Here is a 17,596-nt window from a genome sequence, read left to right as displayed (position 1 = left end):
TGAACTGGATCATCTCAACCATAGGTAGAAGGGGGAGCGGATGAATAAACAGATGAACGTTCAACAGCATCATATCGAAGCCGTTTTATTGGCCGGATTTCAAGAAGGCAGCGTGGCCGTGCCTGTTCTTTTGCTGAAAAATTATCGTGCGCTCCAATTAAGCGAAATCGAAGTCATGACGCTCATTCAGTTGATTTCATTTTTGGATAAGGAAAAGAATGACTTTCCAACGATTGAAGAAATACAATCACGCATGTCAGCGACGCCGGATCAGGTAATTGCCAGCCTGCAAAAGTTAATTCATGAGCACTTCATAGCTATTGATGAGAATACGGAAGAAGGCACAGGATTTCGCAGCGAAAAGTACAATGTAACGCCCTTATATCGAAAATTAGCCGAAGTCGTGGCTCAGCAGCAAATGGCTGCGCTCACGGCGGTTCGCACCCCAGTGCATGCCGATGCGAACGCTAAAAATATCTTCACGACGTTCGAGCGAGAGTTTGCGCGCCCGCTCACACCGATGGAGCTTGAAACGATCAGCAGTTGGCTGGACAAGGATAGCTACAGGGAAGAGCTCATTCTGACAGCCTTGAAGGAAGCTGTATTCGCGGGTAAAGTCCACTTTCGTTATATTGATCGGATTTTGCTGGAATGGAGTCGGAATCGAGTGTCGACGGTGGAACAAGCCAAAGAATATTCCCAAAGGTTTCGCCAGTCGAGATAAATAGGTGTTTAAATGAAAAAAACGTCCCAGCTTTCTCTTATGAGCAAGCTGGGACGTTTTTTTACTTAAACTTGTCTTCGTATCTGTTACCGGTATTACTTCTGGAGTAAATGCGAACGGTACGCATATTCGAAAAGAAACTCGAAGGCTTCCAAATGGCGCTTCGCTTCAAATGCATTCGCACCCCAGGCATAGATCCCATGCTTGCGCAGTACGATCCCAGGAATTCTAGGAACAATAGCTCCTTCAACCAGCGCAGCAATACGAGGGATTTCAGCGTAATTCGGTAAGATCGGAATCTCGATTTGAGCTTCTTCATCCCAAATGTTGAACGCTTTAATAAGCTCGACGCCGTTTATTGGAATACTCTTGCGATCCCCGTAGAGCTCGGAAACTAAATTATTAAAAATGGTGTGCACATGGAAAATCGCGCCTGCGCCCGTTAATCGGTAAATTTCGCTATGAATTAATGTTTCAGCAGACGGTTTGAGGCTAGTCGCTTCGGTGGGAATTCCTTTTTCATTCACGAGAAGAAAATCTTCCGGAGTTTGAATGGATTTATCCCGTCCACTTGACGTGATGGCGAATGTGAAGGCTTCAGGTTGGAACCCCCCAACACGAACGGAAAGATTGCCGCTAGTTGCCGGAAACCATCCTCTGGCTGCTAAATTGGCTTTTATTTCTCGCAGTTCAGTGAACGCACGCTGTTTTTCTTCCAAAAGAATGCTCATTAGTTAGATTCAGCCTCCAGTTGTTTCATAATATCAAAGAAGGTTTCAAAGGGGTGATACGGATAATCCAGTTGTTTACACATATCGATAAGGTGTGATCTTGCGAAAATCGTATCCACTAGTTTTGCGCCTTCGAAATCAGTAATGCTATCCCCAATGATGATCCGCTCAAAGCGTTCTGCATCATAAGAGCGGATGATGCTCGTTTTGCACATGCCACAGTCCGTTACGCAGTGTGCGTCACAAGGATTAGGCCACAAAATGGTTATGGTTGTTCCTTCAAAGGAACTGGCGTTGCAGTAAATATGCTCGGTTGGGATCGGGAAAGGTTTAAGCAATGGGTAGATAAAAAAATCAATCCCTCCGCTCGTAATAAGCAGCGTGGTATTCTTCGCTTTACAGTAATCCACGAATTCGCGGAAACCGTCACGGATCGTTGCATTGCTGATCGCATAAGCGACGATCTCATCCTTACGAGAAGTAGGGAGCAGGGCGAACATTTCACCGACACCTTGGCGAATGGAGATTTTTTTATCGAGCAGCTGCTTTACGATCTCTTCCCATCCTGGCGGGTTAAAATGCTTCATGATCGCCACGATATTATCATTTACCGTAATCGTCCCGTCAAAATCGCAAAATATAATGCGTTCCTTACTCATTCTTTAATCCCCCAAGTTTCAATAGCTGCTTGTAATTCTGGATGTGTTTGGGCGTATTCCTGAAGCGATATTTTCTGCAGGGTTGCGTCAATCGCTTGACGGAACGCTTGTCCACCGGCAATGGTGCCCATCGGGTGGCCATGAATGCCTCCTCCTGCATTCACAATAACGTCCTCGCCAAAATCTCGAAGGATGAGTGGAACCAGACCAGGATGAATACCGGCCGATGGTACGGGAAAGCTCGCGGCAAGCTTCAAAGGAGCATTAGAAGATGCTTGATAGGCGTAATCCTTGCGCAGCTCATTGGTCAATAGCGCATGCTTAATGGCCAAATTCTCTTCCCTTGGCATGACTACGGAGCCATAAGGAGAAGGGAAGAGCACCAAATCAGCTCCGGCCAAGCGCATAAGTTTGCCAAGCAGAACAGAAGCAGAAATGCCGTAATGCGGTGACGGATAAGTAGCTCCAGCCATCGCGGGATGCGCCATAATCGGAATGTTGATCTCCGGATCTGAGCTTAACTCATGCAGGACATCAAAGCCATAAGCAAGGACGTTGAATAGGAGAGCGTTCGCTCCCGCGCTGATCGCTTTTTTCGCTTGTAGGGCCAGTTTGGATGTTGGACCCGTCAAATTTACGGCATACAGCAGTTTTTGCCCGGTTTCTTTAGATGCTTGAGCAGCTGCTTCCAGACAAACCTCAATCCGTTTTTCAAGCGGTGTCAGCGGATTTTCGAACAAAATTTCATCGTCCTTAATTAAATCAACGCCACCTGCGGCTTGCAAATAAAATTGTTCGCGCAAAGCGGGGAGCTCATACCCGACAACGGATTTGAAAATACTCATCAACAAAGGACGATCCTTTACGCCGAGCAGGTCGCGCACGCCTTGCATGCCGAATTTCGGACCCGCAAAACCGGAAAGGAAGTCGGAAGAGAAAGCTAAATCGATCAACTTGATTTTGCCGTCCATAGACAGCTTGCCAAAAACGGTAACGAGCAAGGCAGGGATATCGCGGCTGAAATTAATGTCTGGGTAAGCAATCGTAATATCCGCATAACGCGCACTGATGGACTCCTCAGTACCGGGTTCGTGGACTTCTACAGAGATGACCTTGCCCAGATGTTTCTCCATCTGCGTTTTCTGTGCTTCCGGCAGTTCTGTCCAGCTGCCAACGGTTAGACCGACAGCTATGCTGGTCGCTTTTTTATGAAAATCGGCTTTCTCATCGAAACTCCGATAGGTAGCTAAACAATATTGGCTCATGGAGTGGTTCCACCTGCTTTACTATAGAATAAGTCGGATAACGGATGACTAAGATTTGGCTACCGGACTTGAGGCACCAATTTGCTCTCCCATTTCTTTCGAACGGTTGGCTGAACTATGGACGGCTTGCAAGATAGCTTCGCTGAAATGATATCGATCCAAAGCTTCAATAGCGGCTTGTGTTGCCCCATTTGGCGAGGTTACTTTTCGGCGCAGCTCAGCCGGATCTTCCTGCGTACGCTGAACCATATGTGCGGCTCCGAGAACAGTTTGCAGCGTTAATTCACGCGCATCCTCCTCAGTCAAACCACCGCCTACAGCGGCCTTTATCATAGCTTCCATAAAATAATAGATATAGGCGGGTCCGCTGCCGGAAACGCCGGTCACGATTTCAAGTTTATCCTCTTCAACAATGGTAACAATGCCAACAGCTTCAAACATTTGAGTCGCTAATTGTTTATTATTCTCATTTGCCGCTAAGGAGAAGCTCATCCCCGTTGCTCCTAATCCTATGGTGCTGGAGGTGTTTGGCATCGTTCTGGCAATGGGCATTTGTGATTGCAGCAAAGTTTCTATTTTGGCGATTGATAGACCTGCAATGACTGAAATGAGAAGCTGCTGCTCATTCAGCAGCGGCTGCAGCTCAGCAAAAGCAGTAACAACATCTTTGGGTTTCATACAAAGTACGACGACATCAGCTTCGCGCAGGTAGGATTCTTTGATTACAGAATCGGAAGTTGCGTGAAGACCGTATTCAGAACAAAGATAAGCTAGTCTGTTTTGATCCGAATGATTCATTACATATAGATGATGCGGTTGAGCGACTTGCTGCTCGATCAGTCCGCGAATGATGGCCTCAGCCATGGAACCGGCGCCTACAAAGGCTATTTTTGCTTGAGATAATGTCGTAGACATGGGGTGGGTTCCTCCCTGATATTTTCTATTCAATGTTACTCACGAATTTGCCCGTTTCCGTAAACGCGATATTTGGTTGAAGTTAAGGCTGGCAAACCCATAGGCCCGCGAGCATGCAGCTTCTGGGTGGAAATGCCTATTTCTGCGCCAAAACCGAATTCAAAGCCATCCGTGAAGCGTGTTGATGCATTATGATACACAGCAGCGGCATCGACTTCCTGCAGAAAGCGTTCTGCATGGTCAGCATTTTCCGTTACGATACATTCTGAATGCATAGTCCCGTATTCACGAATATGGAGGAGTGCTTCATCCAGATCTTTGACGACTTTAATGGAGAGAATGTAGTCTCCGTATTCTGTACGCCAGTCTTCTTCCTCTGCCACATGCATGGTAGGGACCAGTGTTCTTGCCTGATCGTCGCCTCTAAGTTCAACGTTAGCCGCTGAAAAGGCTTCGGCAATGGCTTGAAGATGTTTCTCAGCCATGCGTTCATGTACAAGCAGGGTCTCCATGGAATTACAGACAGAAGGGCGTTGAGCTTTGGCATTGATGCCAATGCGTATAGCCATATCCAGCTGAGCACTCTCATCTATGAAAGTATGACATACACCTGCGCCTGTTTCAATGACAGGGACGGACGCGTTCTTGACAACATTTTGAATAAGTGAATGGCCGCCTCTAGGAATGAGGACATCAATGAGACCGTTCAGTTTGAGCATTTCATCAACCGAACTCCGGTCAGGGCTAAGAATTAGTTGTAAAGCATCAACTGGAATGGCTGAACGGCTTAGAGCACCGTGCAATACCTCAACGATTTTCTCATTGGAAAATAGAGCCGAGGAACCTCCGCGCAGCACGACGGCATTGCCGGTTTTGAGACATAAGCCTGCCGCATCGACCGTAACATTAGGTCTTGCTTCATAAATAATACCGATGACACCCAATGGGACACGGAGTTTACGGACTTTAAGACCATTAGGACGGTCAAAGGATTCCAGTGTATCTCCAATTGGATCTGGCAGCTCAGCAATTTGACGAAGACCTTCCGCGATGCCGGCGATGCGCGATTCATTGAGAGCCAGACGGTCCAGCAGGGAGGAGCTCGTTCCTAGTTCTTTGCCTCGTTGTAAATCCTTAGCGTTCGCTTCGATAATGGCTTGCTGTTCGGTTACGAGGGCATCGGCCATGAGAAGCAAGGCGGCATTTTTTTGCTCGGTAGTTAAATTGCCCATTTTTTGGGCGGCTTGTTTCGCTAGTTTGGACTTTTGAACGACTTCACTCATGGGAAGATCGACCTCCTGATTGAGAATATGATTGGCATTGTGTAAGTATTTGATCAAAGGAAAGTTCAGATTGTTTTCCGCTGCAGCGTTCTTTAAACTCCACGATTCGCTCATTTGCACGCTTACCCACGGTTATTCGAAGCGGGAAGCCAAACAAATCGGAATCATTGAATTTCACGCCGGGACGTTCATCGCGATCATCCCATAAAACAGCATAACCCGCTTGTGTTAGCTTTTGATAAATTTCCTCGGATAATTGTATTTGAAAGTTATCCTGGGTATGAACAGTGATAAGATGAATATCAAATGGCGTGATGGACTTCGGCCAAATGATGCCGCGTTCATCATGATTTTGTTCGATCATGGCAGCAAGCACTCGTGAAATGCCAATGCCGTAGCAGCCCATAACCATTGACTCCGAGCACCCATTTTCATCAGTAAAGACGGCTCCAAGTTTACTGCTATATGTGTTGCCAAGTTTAAAGACATGCCCCACTTCAATACCTTTTGCAAAAGAAAGCTCGTGGCCACAATATGAGCACAAATCACCTTCAGCGACATTACGAACATCTGAGTAACTCATTGTTGGAAGATCACGCTCGATATTTACATGCATGAAATGGTGATCGGACTCATTAGCTCCGACAATGGCATCATTCAAACCTAAGATTGAACAATCTGCTATTATACGTACACTTTGGAGTCCGATAGGACCTATGAATCCGGCTACAGAACCCAATTGTTGAATTTCTTCTTGGGAAAGCATGACAATTTCATCTGCTTCAAGCCATTGCTTTAACTTGATCTCGTTTAATTCGTAATCACCGCGAAGAAGAACGATAATAGGTGTGCCATCGGCTTTTAAGGCGATGGATTTAATAATACGATCGGATTCAATCTGAAGAAAATGTGCTAGCTGTTTGATGCTTGCTACATGCGGCGTGTGAACTTTGACTGGCTCCTTATTAAGCAGAGAATGATGATTATTAGTCGTAAGATGCTCAGGAGACGTTCCAATCGCTTTTTCTATGTTGGCGGCATACTGGCAGGATGTGCAATGGACAATTGTATCTTCACCAACTTCAGCCAGTGCCATAAACTCGTGCGTATCCGTGCCGCCAATTGACCCGGAGTCGGCTTCCACGGCTCGAAATTGTAAGCCGCACCGCGAGAAAATTCGAACATACGCGTCGTACATAATAGTATAGCTAACATCCAGTCCGCTTACCGAACGGTCGAAGGAATAAGCATCTTTCATCAGAAATCTCTCCCGCGAAGCAGACCGAAACGAGGTCTTCGCTCATCTCGGAATTTGGTTTGAATTTGATATAGTGTAACTGGCAGCTTTTTATAGGAATGAATTTCGTCCTTCACAAGTGTTGTTATGACTTCCTCGTGCGTTGCTCCTAAAGCAAATTCCCGGCCATTGCGATCTTCAAGCCGCATAAGCTCAGGACCATATAGGTCCCATCGACCGGATGCTTTCCACAACTCAGAAGGATGAAGGGCAGGCATCAGCATTTCTTGGGCTCCTGCTGCTTCCATTTCTTCACGGACAATTGTTTGTATGTTTTGTAAGGCTTTGAGACCTAGTGGTAAATAGGTATATATACCACTGGAAAGCTGACGAATCAAGCCTGCTCGCAGCATGAGGCGGTGACTAGCAGCTTCGGCATCCCCTGGAACGTCACGCAATGTAGGAATTAGCAATCGCTTTTGTCTCATGGTGGGAGAGCCTCACTTTCAAATTAGATATAATTGCAGAATCAGTATACTATTCATTACCTGCAATTAAGGCAACGGTACCCACTCATCACGATGAATAACCTCAATACGGGCAACCTCGACACGCTTCTGGACTTCATCAGTCGACAAGCCTGCGGCGGCTTGCACCTGCCATGCCGCATAATTGACCACGCCGCGCCCTAACAGCGCTCCTTCACTGCAAAGCACCTCGACGACGTCGCCGGGGTGGAACTCTCCTTCCACGCCGATAATACCGGCGGGGAGCAAGCTCTTGCCGCCGCTGATCAGCGCCGCTTTGGCTCCGTGATCAACGCTTATTTGCCCTTGGGGCAGCGAGTGGAAGCCGACCCATTGTTTCTTGACCGGCAAATTGTTTAGTGCCGTGTCAAAATAAGTTCCTCTGCCGCTGCCATTTACGGCGAGGGCCAAATCATCGGGTTCCAGCACGCGCCCGATGAAGACAGGCACACCTCCGCGCATCGCGATGCGTGCTGCCTCAACTTTCGAGCGCATGCCGCCGGTGCCGACTGCGCTTCCGGAACCGCCAGCGAAGCTGAACAATTCGTCGCTGATCGCATCTACGCGATCGATACGCTTTGCGTTCGCATTTTTACGGGGATCGTCCGTGTATAAGCCGTCCATATCTGTAATAATGATCAATTTGTTAGCTTTTACCAGATTGGCTACAAGGGCTGACAAGGTGTCATTGTCACCAAATTTAAGCTCATCTACGGAGACTGTGTCGTTCTCGTTAATAATCGGTACAACACCTCGCTGCAGCAGTTCATCGATGGTCATTAGCGCATTCTGCACGCGCTTGCGGTTGGAGAAGTCGTACCGAGTTAGCAAAATTTGCGCCACACTGACTTGATGGGCTGCAAATTCTACGTGATAAGCTTGCATGAGAAGCGCTTGGCCTACAGCGGCTGCAGCCTGTTTCTCATGAAGCACCTTGGGCCGCGTTCGGTAGCCTAGGGAGGTAAAGCCTGCGGCAACGGCCCCTGAGGTGACGAGCAGCACTTGATTCCCATTCTGCTGTAGACGTGCAATTTCGGATGCGAAAAAACGTATTTTATCCGGATTCAAACCACCCGAATCGGAGGTTAGAGAGCTGCTGCCAATTTTGACGACGATTCGCTGAGTCATAACAATCCCATCCTTTTGTTTCTGGCTATGTAAATACAAAAAAGACTCCCGTCCTTAATATAAGGACGAAAGTCTGTAACTTCCGCGGTACCACCTTAGATTGGCGCACGCCAAAGGCTGCACCCAACTCTAGATTCCCTAAATAACAGCAGGGCACTGTTCAACTCATCGTTGACTGTTCAGGGGCGGGTTCGAAATCGGTTCACGGTAAGCTCTCTCAGTCGATGGAGCCTACTCTCTGTTACGTGTCGCACGTTTCCTACTATTCCCATCATAACATTGCGATATAGAAGTTTTTGAGGACTTCCTTTTTTGGTTCTATCTAGAATAGCACGCTGTACAAGCATTTGTAAAGAAGCATAAGCCTGTTACTTTGCGCTTAATCGAACAGGTGAAGCTTGCCAATCCGTTGTACAGCTTCCTCAAGTCGCTCCTCGGTAGACAATAAGCCAAGTCTTACATACCCTTCACCATGGGTACCGAAGCCAACGCCCGGTGCAACAACAACTTTGGCTTCTTGCAGAAGCAAATCGGCCAGACTTTGTGAGTTGTGCCCCTTTGGGACAGGTAACCAAGAGAAAAAAGAGCCTTGAGACGGACGAGCTTGCCAACCTATACCGGCAAGTGAGGTATATAGAGCGTTGCGACGGCTTTCGTATACGTCACGCAGCTCCGTGACACAGTCTTGCGAAGCCGTAAGCGCTGTTGTAGCTGCTGCTTGAATACCACCGAACAGAGAGCAGTAGTAGTGATCTTGCATCAAGTTAATGAGTCGGATCACTTCGCGATTGCCGAGTGCAAAGCCAACGCGCCAGCCTGCCATGTTATAGGTTTTGGATAGCGTGTAAAATTCGATGCCTACTTCTTTAGCGCCAGGTGTTTGCAGAAAGCTGATGGGTTTCTCTCCATCAAAGCCAATGGCTCCATAGGCAAAATCACTGGCGACCACAACACCATTTTTCTGAGCAAATTCCACAGTTTCTTCATAGAAGGAAGCGGGAGCGGTTGCGCCTGTAGGGTTATTCGGATAATTAATGAACATGAGTTTAGCTCTATTCAGATCCGACTCTTTCAAAGCGGAATAATCCGGTAAAAACTGATTATCTTCTTTCAACGGCATGAAGGCCATCTCAGCTCCGGCTAGGGCCACACCTGACCAATAGTCAGGGTAACCAGGGTCAGGTACGAGGCAAACATCACCTGGATTAAGCAAGCATTGAGCAATCTCGATCAGACCTGTTTTGCCGCCAAACAGAATGGCGACTTCGGTTTCAGGGTCAAGATCCACATTGTGATCTTCTTGATAACGCTGAGCAACCGCTTGTTTGAGAAAGGGAAATCCACTGAATGGGGGATATTTATGGTACAGAGGGTTAGCTGCTGCTTCTTGCAAGGATTTTACGATATGTGGCGGAGTAGGGCGGTCAGGATTCCCTTGTCCGAGATTTATAACGTCGTGACCGAGCGCGATTTGCTCATTCGCTTTTCCCACGAGCGTAGCGAAAAACTGCGTCGGCAGTCCTTTCATACGTTCAGCAGGCTGAATGGAAAATGAAGATTGAGTACGAGCATTGTTTGCCATTTTTAATTCACACTCCGGAGGTCGGGATTTTGATAATAATATTAATGTACCATGATTAGATGGTGGTGTATAGGGAGCGCAAAGCATAATTACAAGGAACTACTCAATTCATGCATGTAAGTTTACCCTTTTGTTTATTGGTTAGACTGTAAGGAATGACGTATCTGACTTGGAGAATAGATTCTGATGCAGACTGATAACCTCATTATTAATCGAATCATGTCGAGCTTGGCTTCCTCCGTGGACTTGGAAACCAAACATTTGAACAATGGGAAATTTGAAGTGGAAATCGTGTATCTTTCTTCAATGATTGAGCATACACAAATTAATAAAAACGTTTCTCTTCCTTTTCTAGTAAGTGATAGCTTTGAAAACTTTGAGCATGCCATCACTTCCTGCGGTGCTGAAAAAGTTGCCGACTTTTCACAAATCGCGAGTTTTTTGCTGCAAGGGTATGTTGTCATTGGCTATTTTTCGGACATCTATTGCTTGTCCGTTAAACGAGCTTTAAACAATGATCCTGAAGAAACGAAGACTGAAAATACGGTGATCGGGCCAAGCAAGGCTTTTGCCGAAGATTTATTTACGAATTTGGCACTTATACGGTTCCGTTATAAAAAGCGGGAACTCACGGTGGAGCCTTACGAAGTCGGAACTTCTTCAAAGACGAAGATTTTACTGGCATTTGACGCTTCTTTAGCCAAACCATCCATGATCGAATTGGTGCGGGATAAACTTAAAGCGATCGATGTAGATATGCTGCAGGCTTCAGGTCAATTGGAGAAATTGCTCAACGATACGAATTATTCCCTGTTTCCTACCGTGCTAATTACGGAACGCCCTGATCGAGCTGTTTTGAATTTGTCTCATGGTAAAGCCGTGTTACTAATTGAGGGGGCGGCTTTTGTTATTGTGCTTCCGGCTGTTTTTTTTGATTTTATGTCAGCTATGGACGACTTGTATCAATCTTTTTGGATAACTCGATCTTTGGTCTTTTTGCGTTATGTTTCGTTGGTGATTACGGTCTTACTTCCAGCTATATATGTTTCGATTGTGTCCTACAACCCAGAATTATTCCGCGTTCAGTTAACGTTGTCCATTTCAGGAAGTCGTTCAGCCGTACCGTATCCTTCCTATGTGGAAGTTTTCATTATGCTGTTTATGATCGAGGCACTGACTGAAGCGAGTCTAAGGCTTCCGAAGTTCATTGGCTCAACGGCGACCACAGTGGGTGGGCTCATTCTTGGGCAAGCTGCACAACAAGCTGGACTAGTCAGCAGCATTATGATTATCATTACTTCCGCTGTGGCCATTTCGAATTATGTTATTCCTATTAATTCCATGAGCTTTGCCATGCGTTTTGTGAAGTATGTGTTGATTGCCTTCGCCTCCTTTTTCGGGATTATTGGAACATCTGTCGGTTTTTTCTTGTTAATCAGCTATTTGGCCAGTTTAAGAAGCTTTGATGAACCCTACTTGAAGCTATTTATCGGGGAAAAGAATGTAAGTTATCCTGAATCAGAAGGTGATTCGACTTGAACCGGTACTTTTATTATCCGGTCATCGTCTGTATGTTGACGAATACGATTCTTTTTATTCCCAGCATTCTCATTAAAAATCGATTTCATGGGGCAATTCCTGCTATGGTGCTCAGTGTGATTCTTGGCACACTGTTAGCTCATCTGTTTACCAGAGGGATCATGCGTTTTCCGGGAAAAGGGGTACCTGAGGTTCTAGCTATGTATGCGCCAAAGTGGGCAAGGGTTAGTTTATTGCTTTTTTTGAGCTGCATGTGGTTTACCGCCGGAGGAATGGTCTTAGTTTGCTACTGCCGTATTTTACAACGTTTTGTAAATCCTGATTTTAGTATTTTTATTTTGATCGGGTTTGTTGGATTAGTTTGTGCCTGGTCAGCGTCCAATGATAGCAAAACGGTGTTGTATATCAATGAGATTGTTATCATTTTGAACTTACCCTTTATCGGGTTCATTTTATTCAAAGCTTTGGCCAGCCAGAATATGGATTGGGATGCCGTAAGAGTCATGACCCATTATTCATTCGGCATTCCTTCCTGGGAATCGCTTGCTAGCGCATCGCATATATTTACGGGTTATGTGAATTGGACGATCTTTAATCGAAACTTTCAAGTGGATGCCAAACGGCAATTCTTATGGTTGATTCCATTAGTAGGTACAACTGTATTGATTACCACCTTTTTTATCCCTATTGGCTTTCATGGCACCTATGGTGTGGATCAATTGAATTATATTTGGGAAAGTACAGCAGATTCCATGCGGGTTGAGTTTGGATTTATCGAGCGCGTACTGTTTATTTTTTTGTTGCTCTATTTAAGTATTGCGATGATTTACATTATGACAACTTGGCATCTTGGCAGCGAACTTATGAAATCAGTGGTGCCACGAAAAATGAATCCGTTATTAGTCAATCATGCGAGATGGTCGTCTTGGATAATCATTTGCTTTTTTGCTGTAATAACAGAGATCTCAACCTGGCTTTTTGATGAAAAAAAATATATGGTTCTGTCTTCTGCATGGTTTCAGCTTCGTTTAATAAGCGAAGTCGTGCTTGTTGTTGTTATCTATTGGATTGGAAAGAAGAAAGGAAAAACATGAAACGTTCTATATTCGTGTGTCTTCTGGTAGGGTTAATATTAAGTGGATGCGGATTTAAAGATCTCGATAAGAGATTTTTCGTGCTTGCCATTGGGGTAGATAAATCGGAAAATCCGGAGATGGAGTACCGCGTTTCACTGAAGCTCGGTATTCCATCTTCGCGAATAGAGCCTGGGCAAACCAATAGATATCAAGTAGTCACGCAAGAAGCCAAAACAATCACGGAAGCTATACGTTTATTGAAATCACAAGTAGATAAAGAATTGGATTTTGGTCATGCCAAGATGATTGTTTTTGGAAAATCGCTTGCGGAGGAAAATGTCCAAAAACCGTTGGACTGGTTTATGCGTCGAAGAGATATTCAAATGGTGGGTTTCGTAGCGATCGGAGATCCTTCGGCCATAGAAGTTCTGGATACAAAAGTGCTTTCTGAGAGATTGCCTGCCAATTCACTGTTCTTAAGTTTTGATCGAGAAGGAACGGAATCTTCCTATATCATCACTGAAAATTTATCTGATTTCTACAGAAGATTGACGGAACGCGGGAAGGACCCGTATTTACCGATTATTCAACCGCAAAAGAACAGCTATACGATTGACCAGGTTGCCATTCTAGATAAAAATAAGGTGATAGCAATTCTTACGCCCGACCAAACCCGGGTCTTGAACGAGCTAGCCAGACAATTCCATAAGATCGAAATTCATACGGAACAGGGGCAGGATACGTTTGAACTCGCAATTAACCATTATAAAATGACTTATAAATTGGAACATCTGAAAGACAATGAAGAACCTCAAATTAATGTTCATATTTCCATGGACGGGATGGCAGAAGAGGCCACCTTATCTATTTTTGATCAAAATTGGATAGAACTTCAAAAGCTCGCCGAAAAGCAAAGCAAGGATCGTGCTTTAGAAGTATTGCATATTTTGCAGAAGAATAAGGTAGATCCCATCGGTTTTGGACTTCGATATCGGGCAATGGGGTATGTATCTGAGAACGATTGGGAGCGATGGCAGTCCCATTATCCGGACATACAGATTAACGTAAAAGTGAATGTGAAAATTCTAGGCTCGGGTGTTATTAAGTAATTGGCAGGCTCCATTGACTTTTTTGTTATTTTGGCAGTAAGTTAACTAATAATCTAGGATGGAAGGTGTGAAGAAGAATGTCAGTAAACACGGATGTAGGCCGTATTTTTGTACAAGAAAGTATTCGTGCCTTTGAAAGTATGAAGCAGCTTGCTGATCGTACATTTGCCCAAGTGGAGGAAGAGCAATTTTACCTTACTTTGGATAGCGAATCCAATTCACTGGAAGTTCTTATCATGCACATGCATGGGAATATGTTGTCTCGTTGGACCGATTTCTTAACGAGTGACGGAGAAAAGGAAACGCGTGAACGCGATGGTGAATTTGAAAACAAACAGCTCAGCAACGAGGAACTGCTCGCTCTATGGGAAGAGGGGTGGGGTGTGCTTTTGGGTACACTTCGATCACTTACACCTGATGATTTGCTTAAGACCGTTTATATAAGGGGCGAGGGAAATACCGTTGTCAATGCCATTCAAAGGCAAGTTTCTCACTATGGCTACCATGTTGGTCAAATTGTATTTCTGGGCAAGCATTGGGCAGCGATCACTGGAAAACGCTGAGTATTGCCAAAGGTCAGTCCAAATCTTTCAAACCATTGAGTTCATGACTGAATTCAACTAGAATGAATGGAAAAGCGTATTTCTGCCCCTGAAAGGAGAATCAGTACAGATGAAAGACCCGGTTGCATACCATATTGCACTTATCCAAATGGATATTAAGATCGGCGAGCCCGATACGAACTTTGCACGTTTAAACAAGCTTCTTGAGGAATCGCTTCAAGCCGCAAATAAACCGGACGTGATTGTTTTCCCCGAAATGTGGAACACAGGTTATGCGTTAAATGAGATCCAGCAGCTTGCTGATCCCAGTGGAGAAAGGACAAAAGCCTTTCTGAGCGAATTTGCTCGCAAACATCAAGTTAATATTATAGGTGGATCGATTGCGGATAAAAGAGAAGACCGTGTATTGAACACGATTTATGCCTTTGATCGAGCAGGCGTGGAAACAGCTGAATATTCCAAAATTCATCTGTTTCGTCTCATGGATGAGGAAAAATTCCTTCATAGCGGTGACCAGCTTGGACTTTTTGAACTTGAGGGTGTTCCTGCAGGCGCAATGATCTGTTACGATATTCGGTTCCCTGAGCTAGCGCGTAAGCTTGCACTGGAAGGAGCGCGAATTTTATTTGTTCCCGCGGAGTGGCCGCATCCACGCCTGCATCACTGGCGGACCCTCCTAATGGCCAGAGCCATAGAGAATCAAATGTATGTGGTTGCTTGCAATCGTGTCGGAACAAGTGGGACGACGAATTTCTTTGGACATTCCATGGTCATTGATCCGTGGGGTGAGGTGCTCGTTGAAGGCGATGAAAGCGAAGCTGTGTTACATGCTACCATTGATTTAAGTGAAGTTGTGCGCGTTCGTGATAAAATTCCTGTCTTCGAAGATCGCAGACCCCATCTTTATTAAAACTTAAATTGAAACTCAATCAACCTTTTGATCAAAAGTGATTTGATTTTTTTTCTTTTTTTCTGTAAACTAAAGCCAATTGAATGATCAATTGTGGCTGTGAGGGATGAATAGTACTTGAGACAACTTCATGTTCAGCGAGCTGGGGACGGTGAGAGCCCAGACTGAAGCTTAAGGAAAAGGCTATCCGGAGCCAATACGATAAAGGGGATATGTCCGTTTTTTGGCGTATCAACTAGGGTGGAACCGCGGGTGCTGAAGCTCTCGTCCCTAGGCATTATTTGATGCCTTTGGATGGTGAGCTTTTTTTGCGCGTCAGCCCATCTCCAAATGGCATCAACTCGTAATACATACAGTGATTAAGAAGCTGAAGGAGAGAATGAGCAATGAGTGTAACGATGGATCAAGTTGTGGCGTTAGCGAAACACAGAGGTTTTGTATTCCCAGGCTCCGAAATTTATGGCGGACTAGCCAATACGTGGGATTACGGTCCACTTGGCGTTGAATTGAAAAACAACATCAAACGAGCATGGTGGAAAAAATTCATCCAAGAATCTCCGTATAATGTCGGTCTTGACGCGGCGATTCTCATGAACCCTCAAGCATGGGTAGCTTCAGGGCATGTAGGAAACTTCAATGATCCGATGATCGATTGTAAAGCTGTAAAGCGCGTCATCGTGCAGATAAACTGATTGAAAATAAGCTGGCTGAGAAAGATATCGAAATCGTCGTAGATGGCATGACATTTGATGACATGATGAAACTGATCGTTGAAAATGAGATCGTTTGCCCAGATTGCGGCAGTAAAGATTTCACAGACATTCGACAATTCAACCTCATGTTCAAAACCTTCCAAGGCGTAACAGAAGCTAGCTCTAACGTCGTTTACCTGCGTCCGGAAACCGCTCAAGGCATTTTCGTTAACTTCAAAAACGTTCAGCGCACAATGCGCAAAAAATTACCATTTGGGATTGGTCAAATCGGTAAAAGCTTCCGCAACGAAATTACGCCGGGTAACTTTACGTTCCGTACACGCGAATTTGAACAAATGGAGCTTGAATTTTTCTGCAAACCGGGCGAAGATATGAAATGGTTCCAGTATTGGAGAAGCTTCTGTCACAACTGGCTGTTGTCTCTTGGAGCGAAACCGGATAATTTGCGTCTGCGTGATCATAATGATGATGAGTTGTCTCATTACAGCAATGCAACGACGGATATTGAGTACAAATTCCCGTTTGGTTGGGGAGAGCTTTGGGGGATTGCAGACCGTACAGATTTCGATTTGAAACAACATATGGAGCATTCCGGAGAAGACTTCAACTACATTGATCAAGAAACGAATGAACGTTATGTTCCTTATTGCATCGAGCCTTCACTGGGTGCAGACCGTGTAACGTTAGCTTTGTTGATTGACGCATTTGAAGAGCAAAAGCTCGAAGGGGATGACAGCCGTACGGTGCTGCACTTCCATCCGGCACTAGCACCGATTAAAGCTGCAATTTTCCCTCTTTCCAAGAAATTGGGAGAAGGCGCTCAAGCGGTATTCGCTGATCTGGCGAAGCACTTCATGGTCGACTACGATGATACCGGATCGATTGGCAAAAGATACCGTCGTCACGATGAAATCGGAACGCCGTTCTGCATCACGTACGATTTTGAATCCGAGACAGATGGTCAAGTAACGGTTCGTGACCGTGATACAATGGAACAAAAGCGTATCCCGATTACAGAACTGAAGGCGTTCATCGAGAATTCACTTCAATTTTAATTTCTGCGTGTCCAATTCCCCGTAGCTTGCTTCGGGGAGAATTCATTAAGACCTGTGTTTCGCTTATTCGGCGAGATGCAGGTCTTTTACATACAACCATCCTCATTGAAGCAAAACTAGAAGCTTTTTAGCTGAATGGGGGTTACTACACAGGTCTTCCTACTCTAAGGAGATTTTTTTACCACACGCCAGTATAAGTTTTCGGTTCGCGAAAACCGCTTTCTTATTGGCGATAAAACCTAATATAGGGATCTGGTCGAAGACCAAAGATCCCTATATTAGGTCGCTCATCATTGAATGGCCTCGATAGAGGTTTTCTCACGGAAAAGAATTTTTATGTTTTTGAGAAAAGTTAACGTTTTCCAAAACCAGCGATACAAGTCAAGAATTCAGCTTGCTCCCCTTTTTCACCTCTTGTAAGCAGGTTTTTCATGCTTACAGAGCCATCAGCGGGGTTCGTATCCTCTGTAACGCTGAAAACGAGGCTGTCGATTAATTGTGGATATCATTAGCCAATCGCCTAATTTGAAATCAGTCAAAAACAGCCGAAATATTCATAAAAAGAGGTATTTACTCACTC

At 45.2% G+C, this 17,596-nt stretch carries 13 protein-coding genes and 2 pseudogenes; 7 read left to right on the top strand and 8 right to left on the bottom strand.

Going from position 1 to position 17,596, the window contains the following annotated elements; genetic code table 11:
• Positions 1–40: 40 nt before the first annotated feature.
• Positions 41–724: a DnaD domain-containing protein gene (locus FU659_RS16510; protein WP_261807864.1), complete on the top strand. Its 684-nt coding sequence runs from the start codon at positions 41–43 to the stop codon at positions 722–724.
• Positions 725–819: 95 nt separating this feature from the next.
• Here the strand turns inward: FU659_RS16510 and mtnB are convergent, their stop codons facing one another.
• The 8 genes and pseudogenes from mtnB to FU659_RS16470 all read right to left on the bottom strand — a co-directional run bounded on the left by mtnB (position 820) and on the right by FU659_RS16470 (position 10,051).
• Positions 820–1,455 (bottom strand): methylthioribulose 1-phosphate dehydratase, encoded by a 636-nt coding sequence (gene mtnB / locus FU659_RS16505; RefSeq protein ID WP_147948592.1) that lies wholly within the window; start codon positions 1,453–1,455, stop codon positions 820–822.
• On the bottom strand, positions 1,455–2,114 hold the full coding sequence (locus FU659_RS16500) for a 2-hydroxy-3-keto-5-methylthiopentenyl-1-phosphate phosphatase (protein WP_147948591.1): 660 nt from the start codon (positions 2,112–2,114) through the stop codon (positions 1,455–1,457). The genes mtnB and FU659_RS16500 overlap by 1 nt, the downstream gene beginning before the upstream one ends.
• Positions 2,111–3,379: a 2,3-diketo-5-methylthiopentyl-1-phosphate enolase gene (locus FU659_RS16495; RefSeq protein WP_147948590.1), complete on the bottom strand. Its 1,269-nt coding sequence runs from the start codon at positions 3,377–3,379 to the stop codon at positions 2,111–2,113. The genes FU659_RS16500 and FU659_RS16495 overlap by 4 nt, the downstream gene beginning before the upstream one ends.
• A gap of 48 nt (positions 3,380–3,427) precedes the next feature.
• The gene (proC, locus tag FU659_RS16490) at positions 3,428–4,294 is read right to left on the bottom strand and encodes a pyrroline-5-carboxylate reductase (protein ID WP_147948589.1); all 867 of its coding nucleotides are present in this window, start codon (positions 4,292–4,294) and stop codon (positions 3,428–3,430) included.
• Between the two features lie 35 nt (positions 4,295–4,329).
• Positions 4,330–5,577: a glutamate-5-semialdehyde dehydrogenase gene (locus FU659_RS16485; protein WP_147948588.1), complete on the bottom strand. Its 1,248-nt coding sequence runs from the start codon at positions 5,575–5,577 to the stop codon at positions 4,330–4,332.
• A pseudogene (locus tag FU659_RS16480) lies at positions 5,570–7,302 on the bottom strand (proline--tRNA ligase). Before FU659_RS16480 ends, FU659_RS16485 begins: the two are co-directional and overlap by 8 nt.
• A gap of 66 nt (positions 7,303–7,368) precedes the next feature.
• Positions 7,369–8,469: a glutamate 5-kinase gene (proB, locus tag FU659_RS16475; protein ID WP_147948587.1), complete on the bottom strand. Its 1,101-nt coding sequence runs from the start codon at positions 8,467–8,469 to the stop codon at positions 7,369–7,371.
• A gap of 379 nt (positions 8,470–8,848) precedes the next feature.
• Positions 8,849–10,051 carry a pyridoxal phosphate-dependent aminotransferase gene (locus tag FU659_RS16470; RefSeq protein WP_147948586.1) on the bottom strand — a complete coding sequence of 401 codons (1,203 nt, stop codon included), beginning with the start codon at positions 10,049–10,051 and terminating at the stop codon, positions 8,849–8,851.
• Positions 10,052–10,237: 186 nt separating this feature from the next.
• On the opposite strand from FU659_RS16470, the gene FU659_RS16465 reads away from it, so the two are divergent.
• The 6 genes and pseudogenes from FU659_RS16465 (at position 10,238) to FU659_RS16440 (ending at position 17,016) form a co-directional block, all read left to right on the top strand.
• A complete protein-coding gene (locus tag FU659_RS16465) occupies positions 10,238–11,590 on the top strand; it encodes a spore germination protein (protein WP_261807863.1) in 1,353 nt (450 codons plus the stop codon).
• Positions 11,587–12,684 carry an SLC5/6 family protein gene (locus tag FU659_RS16460; protein ID WP_147948585.1) on the top strand — a complete coding sequence of 366 codons (1,098 nt, stop codon included), beginning with the start codon at positions 11,587–11,589 and terminating at the stop codon, positions 12,682–12,684. The genes FU659_RS16465 and FU659_RS16460 overlap by 4 nt, the downstream gene beginning before the upstream one ends.
• Positions 12,681–13,775, top strand: coding sequence for a Ger(x)C family spore germination protein (locus tag FU659_RS16455; protein WP_187274193.1), 1,095 nt, complete (start codon positions 12,681–12,683; stop codon positions 13,773–13,775). The genes FU659_RS16460 and FU659_RS16455 overlap by 4 nt, the downstream gene beginning before the upstream one ends.
• A gap of 77 nt (positions 13,776–13,852) precedes the next feature.
• Positions 13,853–14,338 carry a DUF1572 domain-containing protein gene (locus tag FU659_RS16450; RefSeq protein ID WP_261807862.1) on the top strand — a complete coding sequence of 162 codons (486 nt, stop codon included), beginning with the start codon at positions 13,853–13,855 and terminating at the stop codon, positions 14,336–14,338.
• Positions 14,339–14,447: 109 nt separating this feature from the next.
• A complete protein-coding gene (locus FU659_RS16445; protein ID WP_261807861.1) occupies positions 14,448–15,248 on the top strand; it encodes a carbon-nitrogen family hydrolase in 801 nt (266 codons plus the stop codon).
• A gap of 386 nt (positions 15,249–15,634) precedes the next feature.
• A pseudogene (locus FU659_RS16440) lies at positions 15,635–17,016 on the top strand (glycine--tRNA ligase).
• Positions 17,017–17,596 lie beyond the last annotated feature (580 nt).

Origin of the sequence: Paenibacillus sp. N3.4, from assembly GCF_008017805.1 — a bacterium.
In the GTDB taxonomy this organism is placed as follows: domain Bacteria; phylum Bacillota; class Bacilli; order Paenibacillales; family NBRC-103111; genus Paenibacillus_E.
Note: the sequence above shows the minus strand (reverse complement) of the source record. Positions and strands in the feature narration are given on the sequence as shown.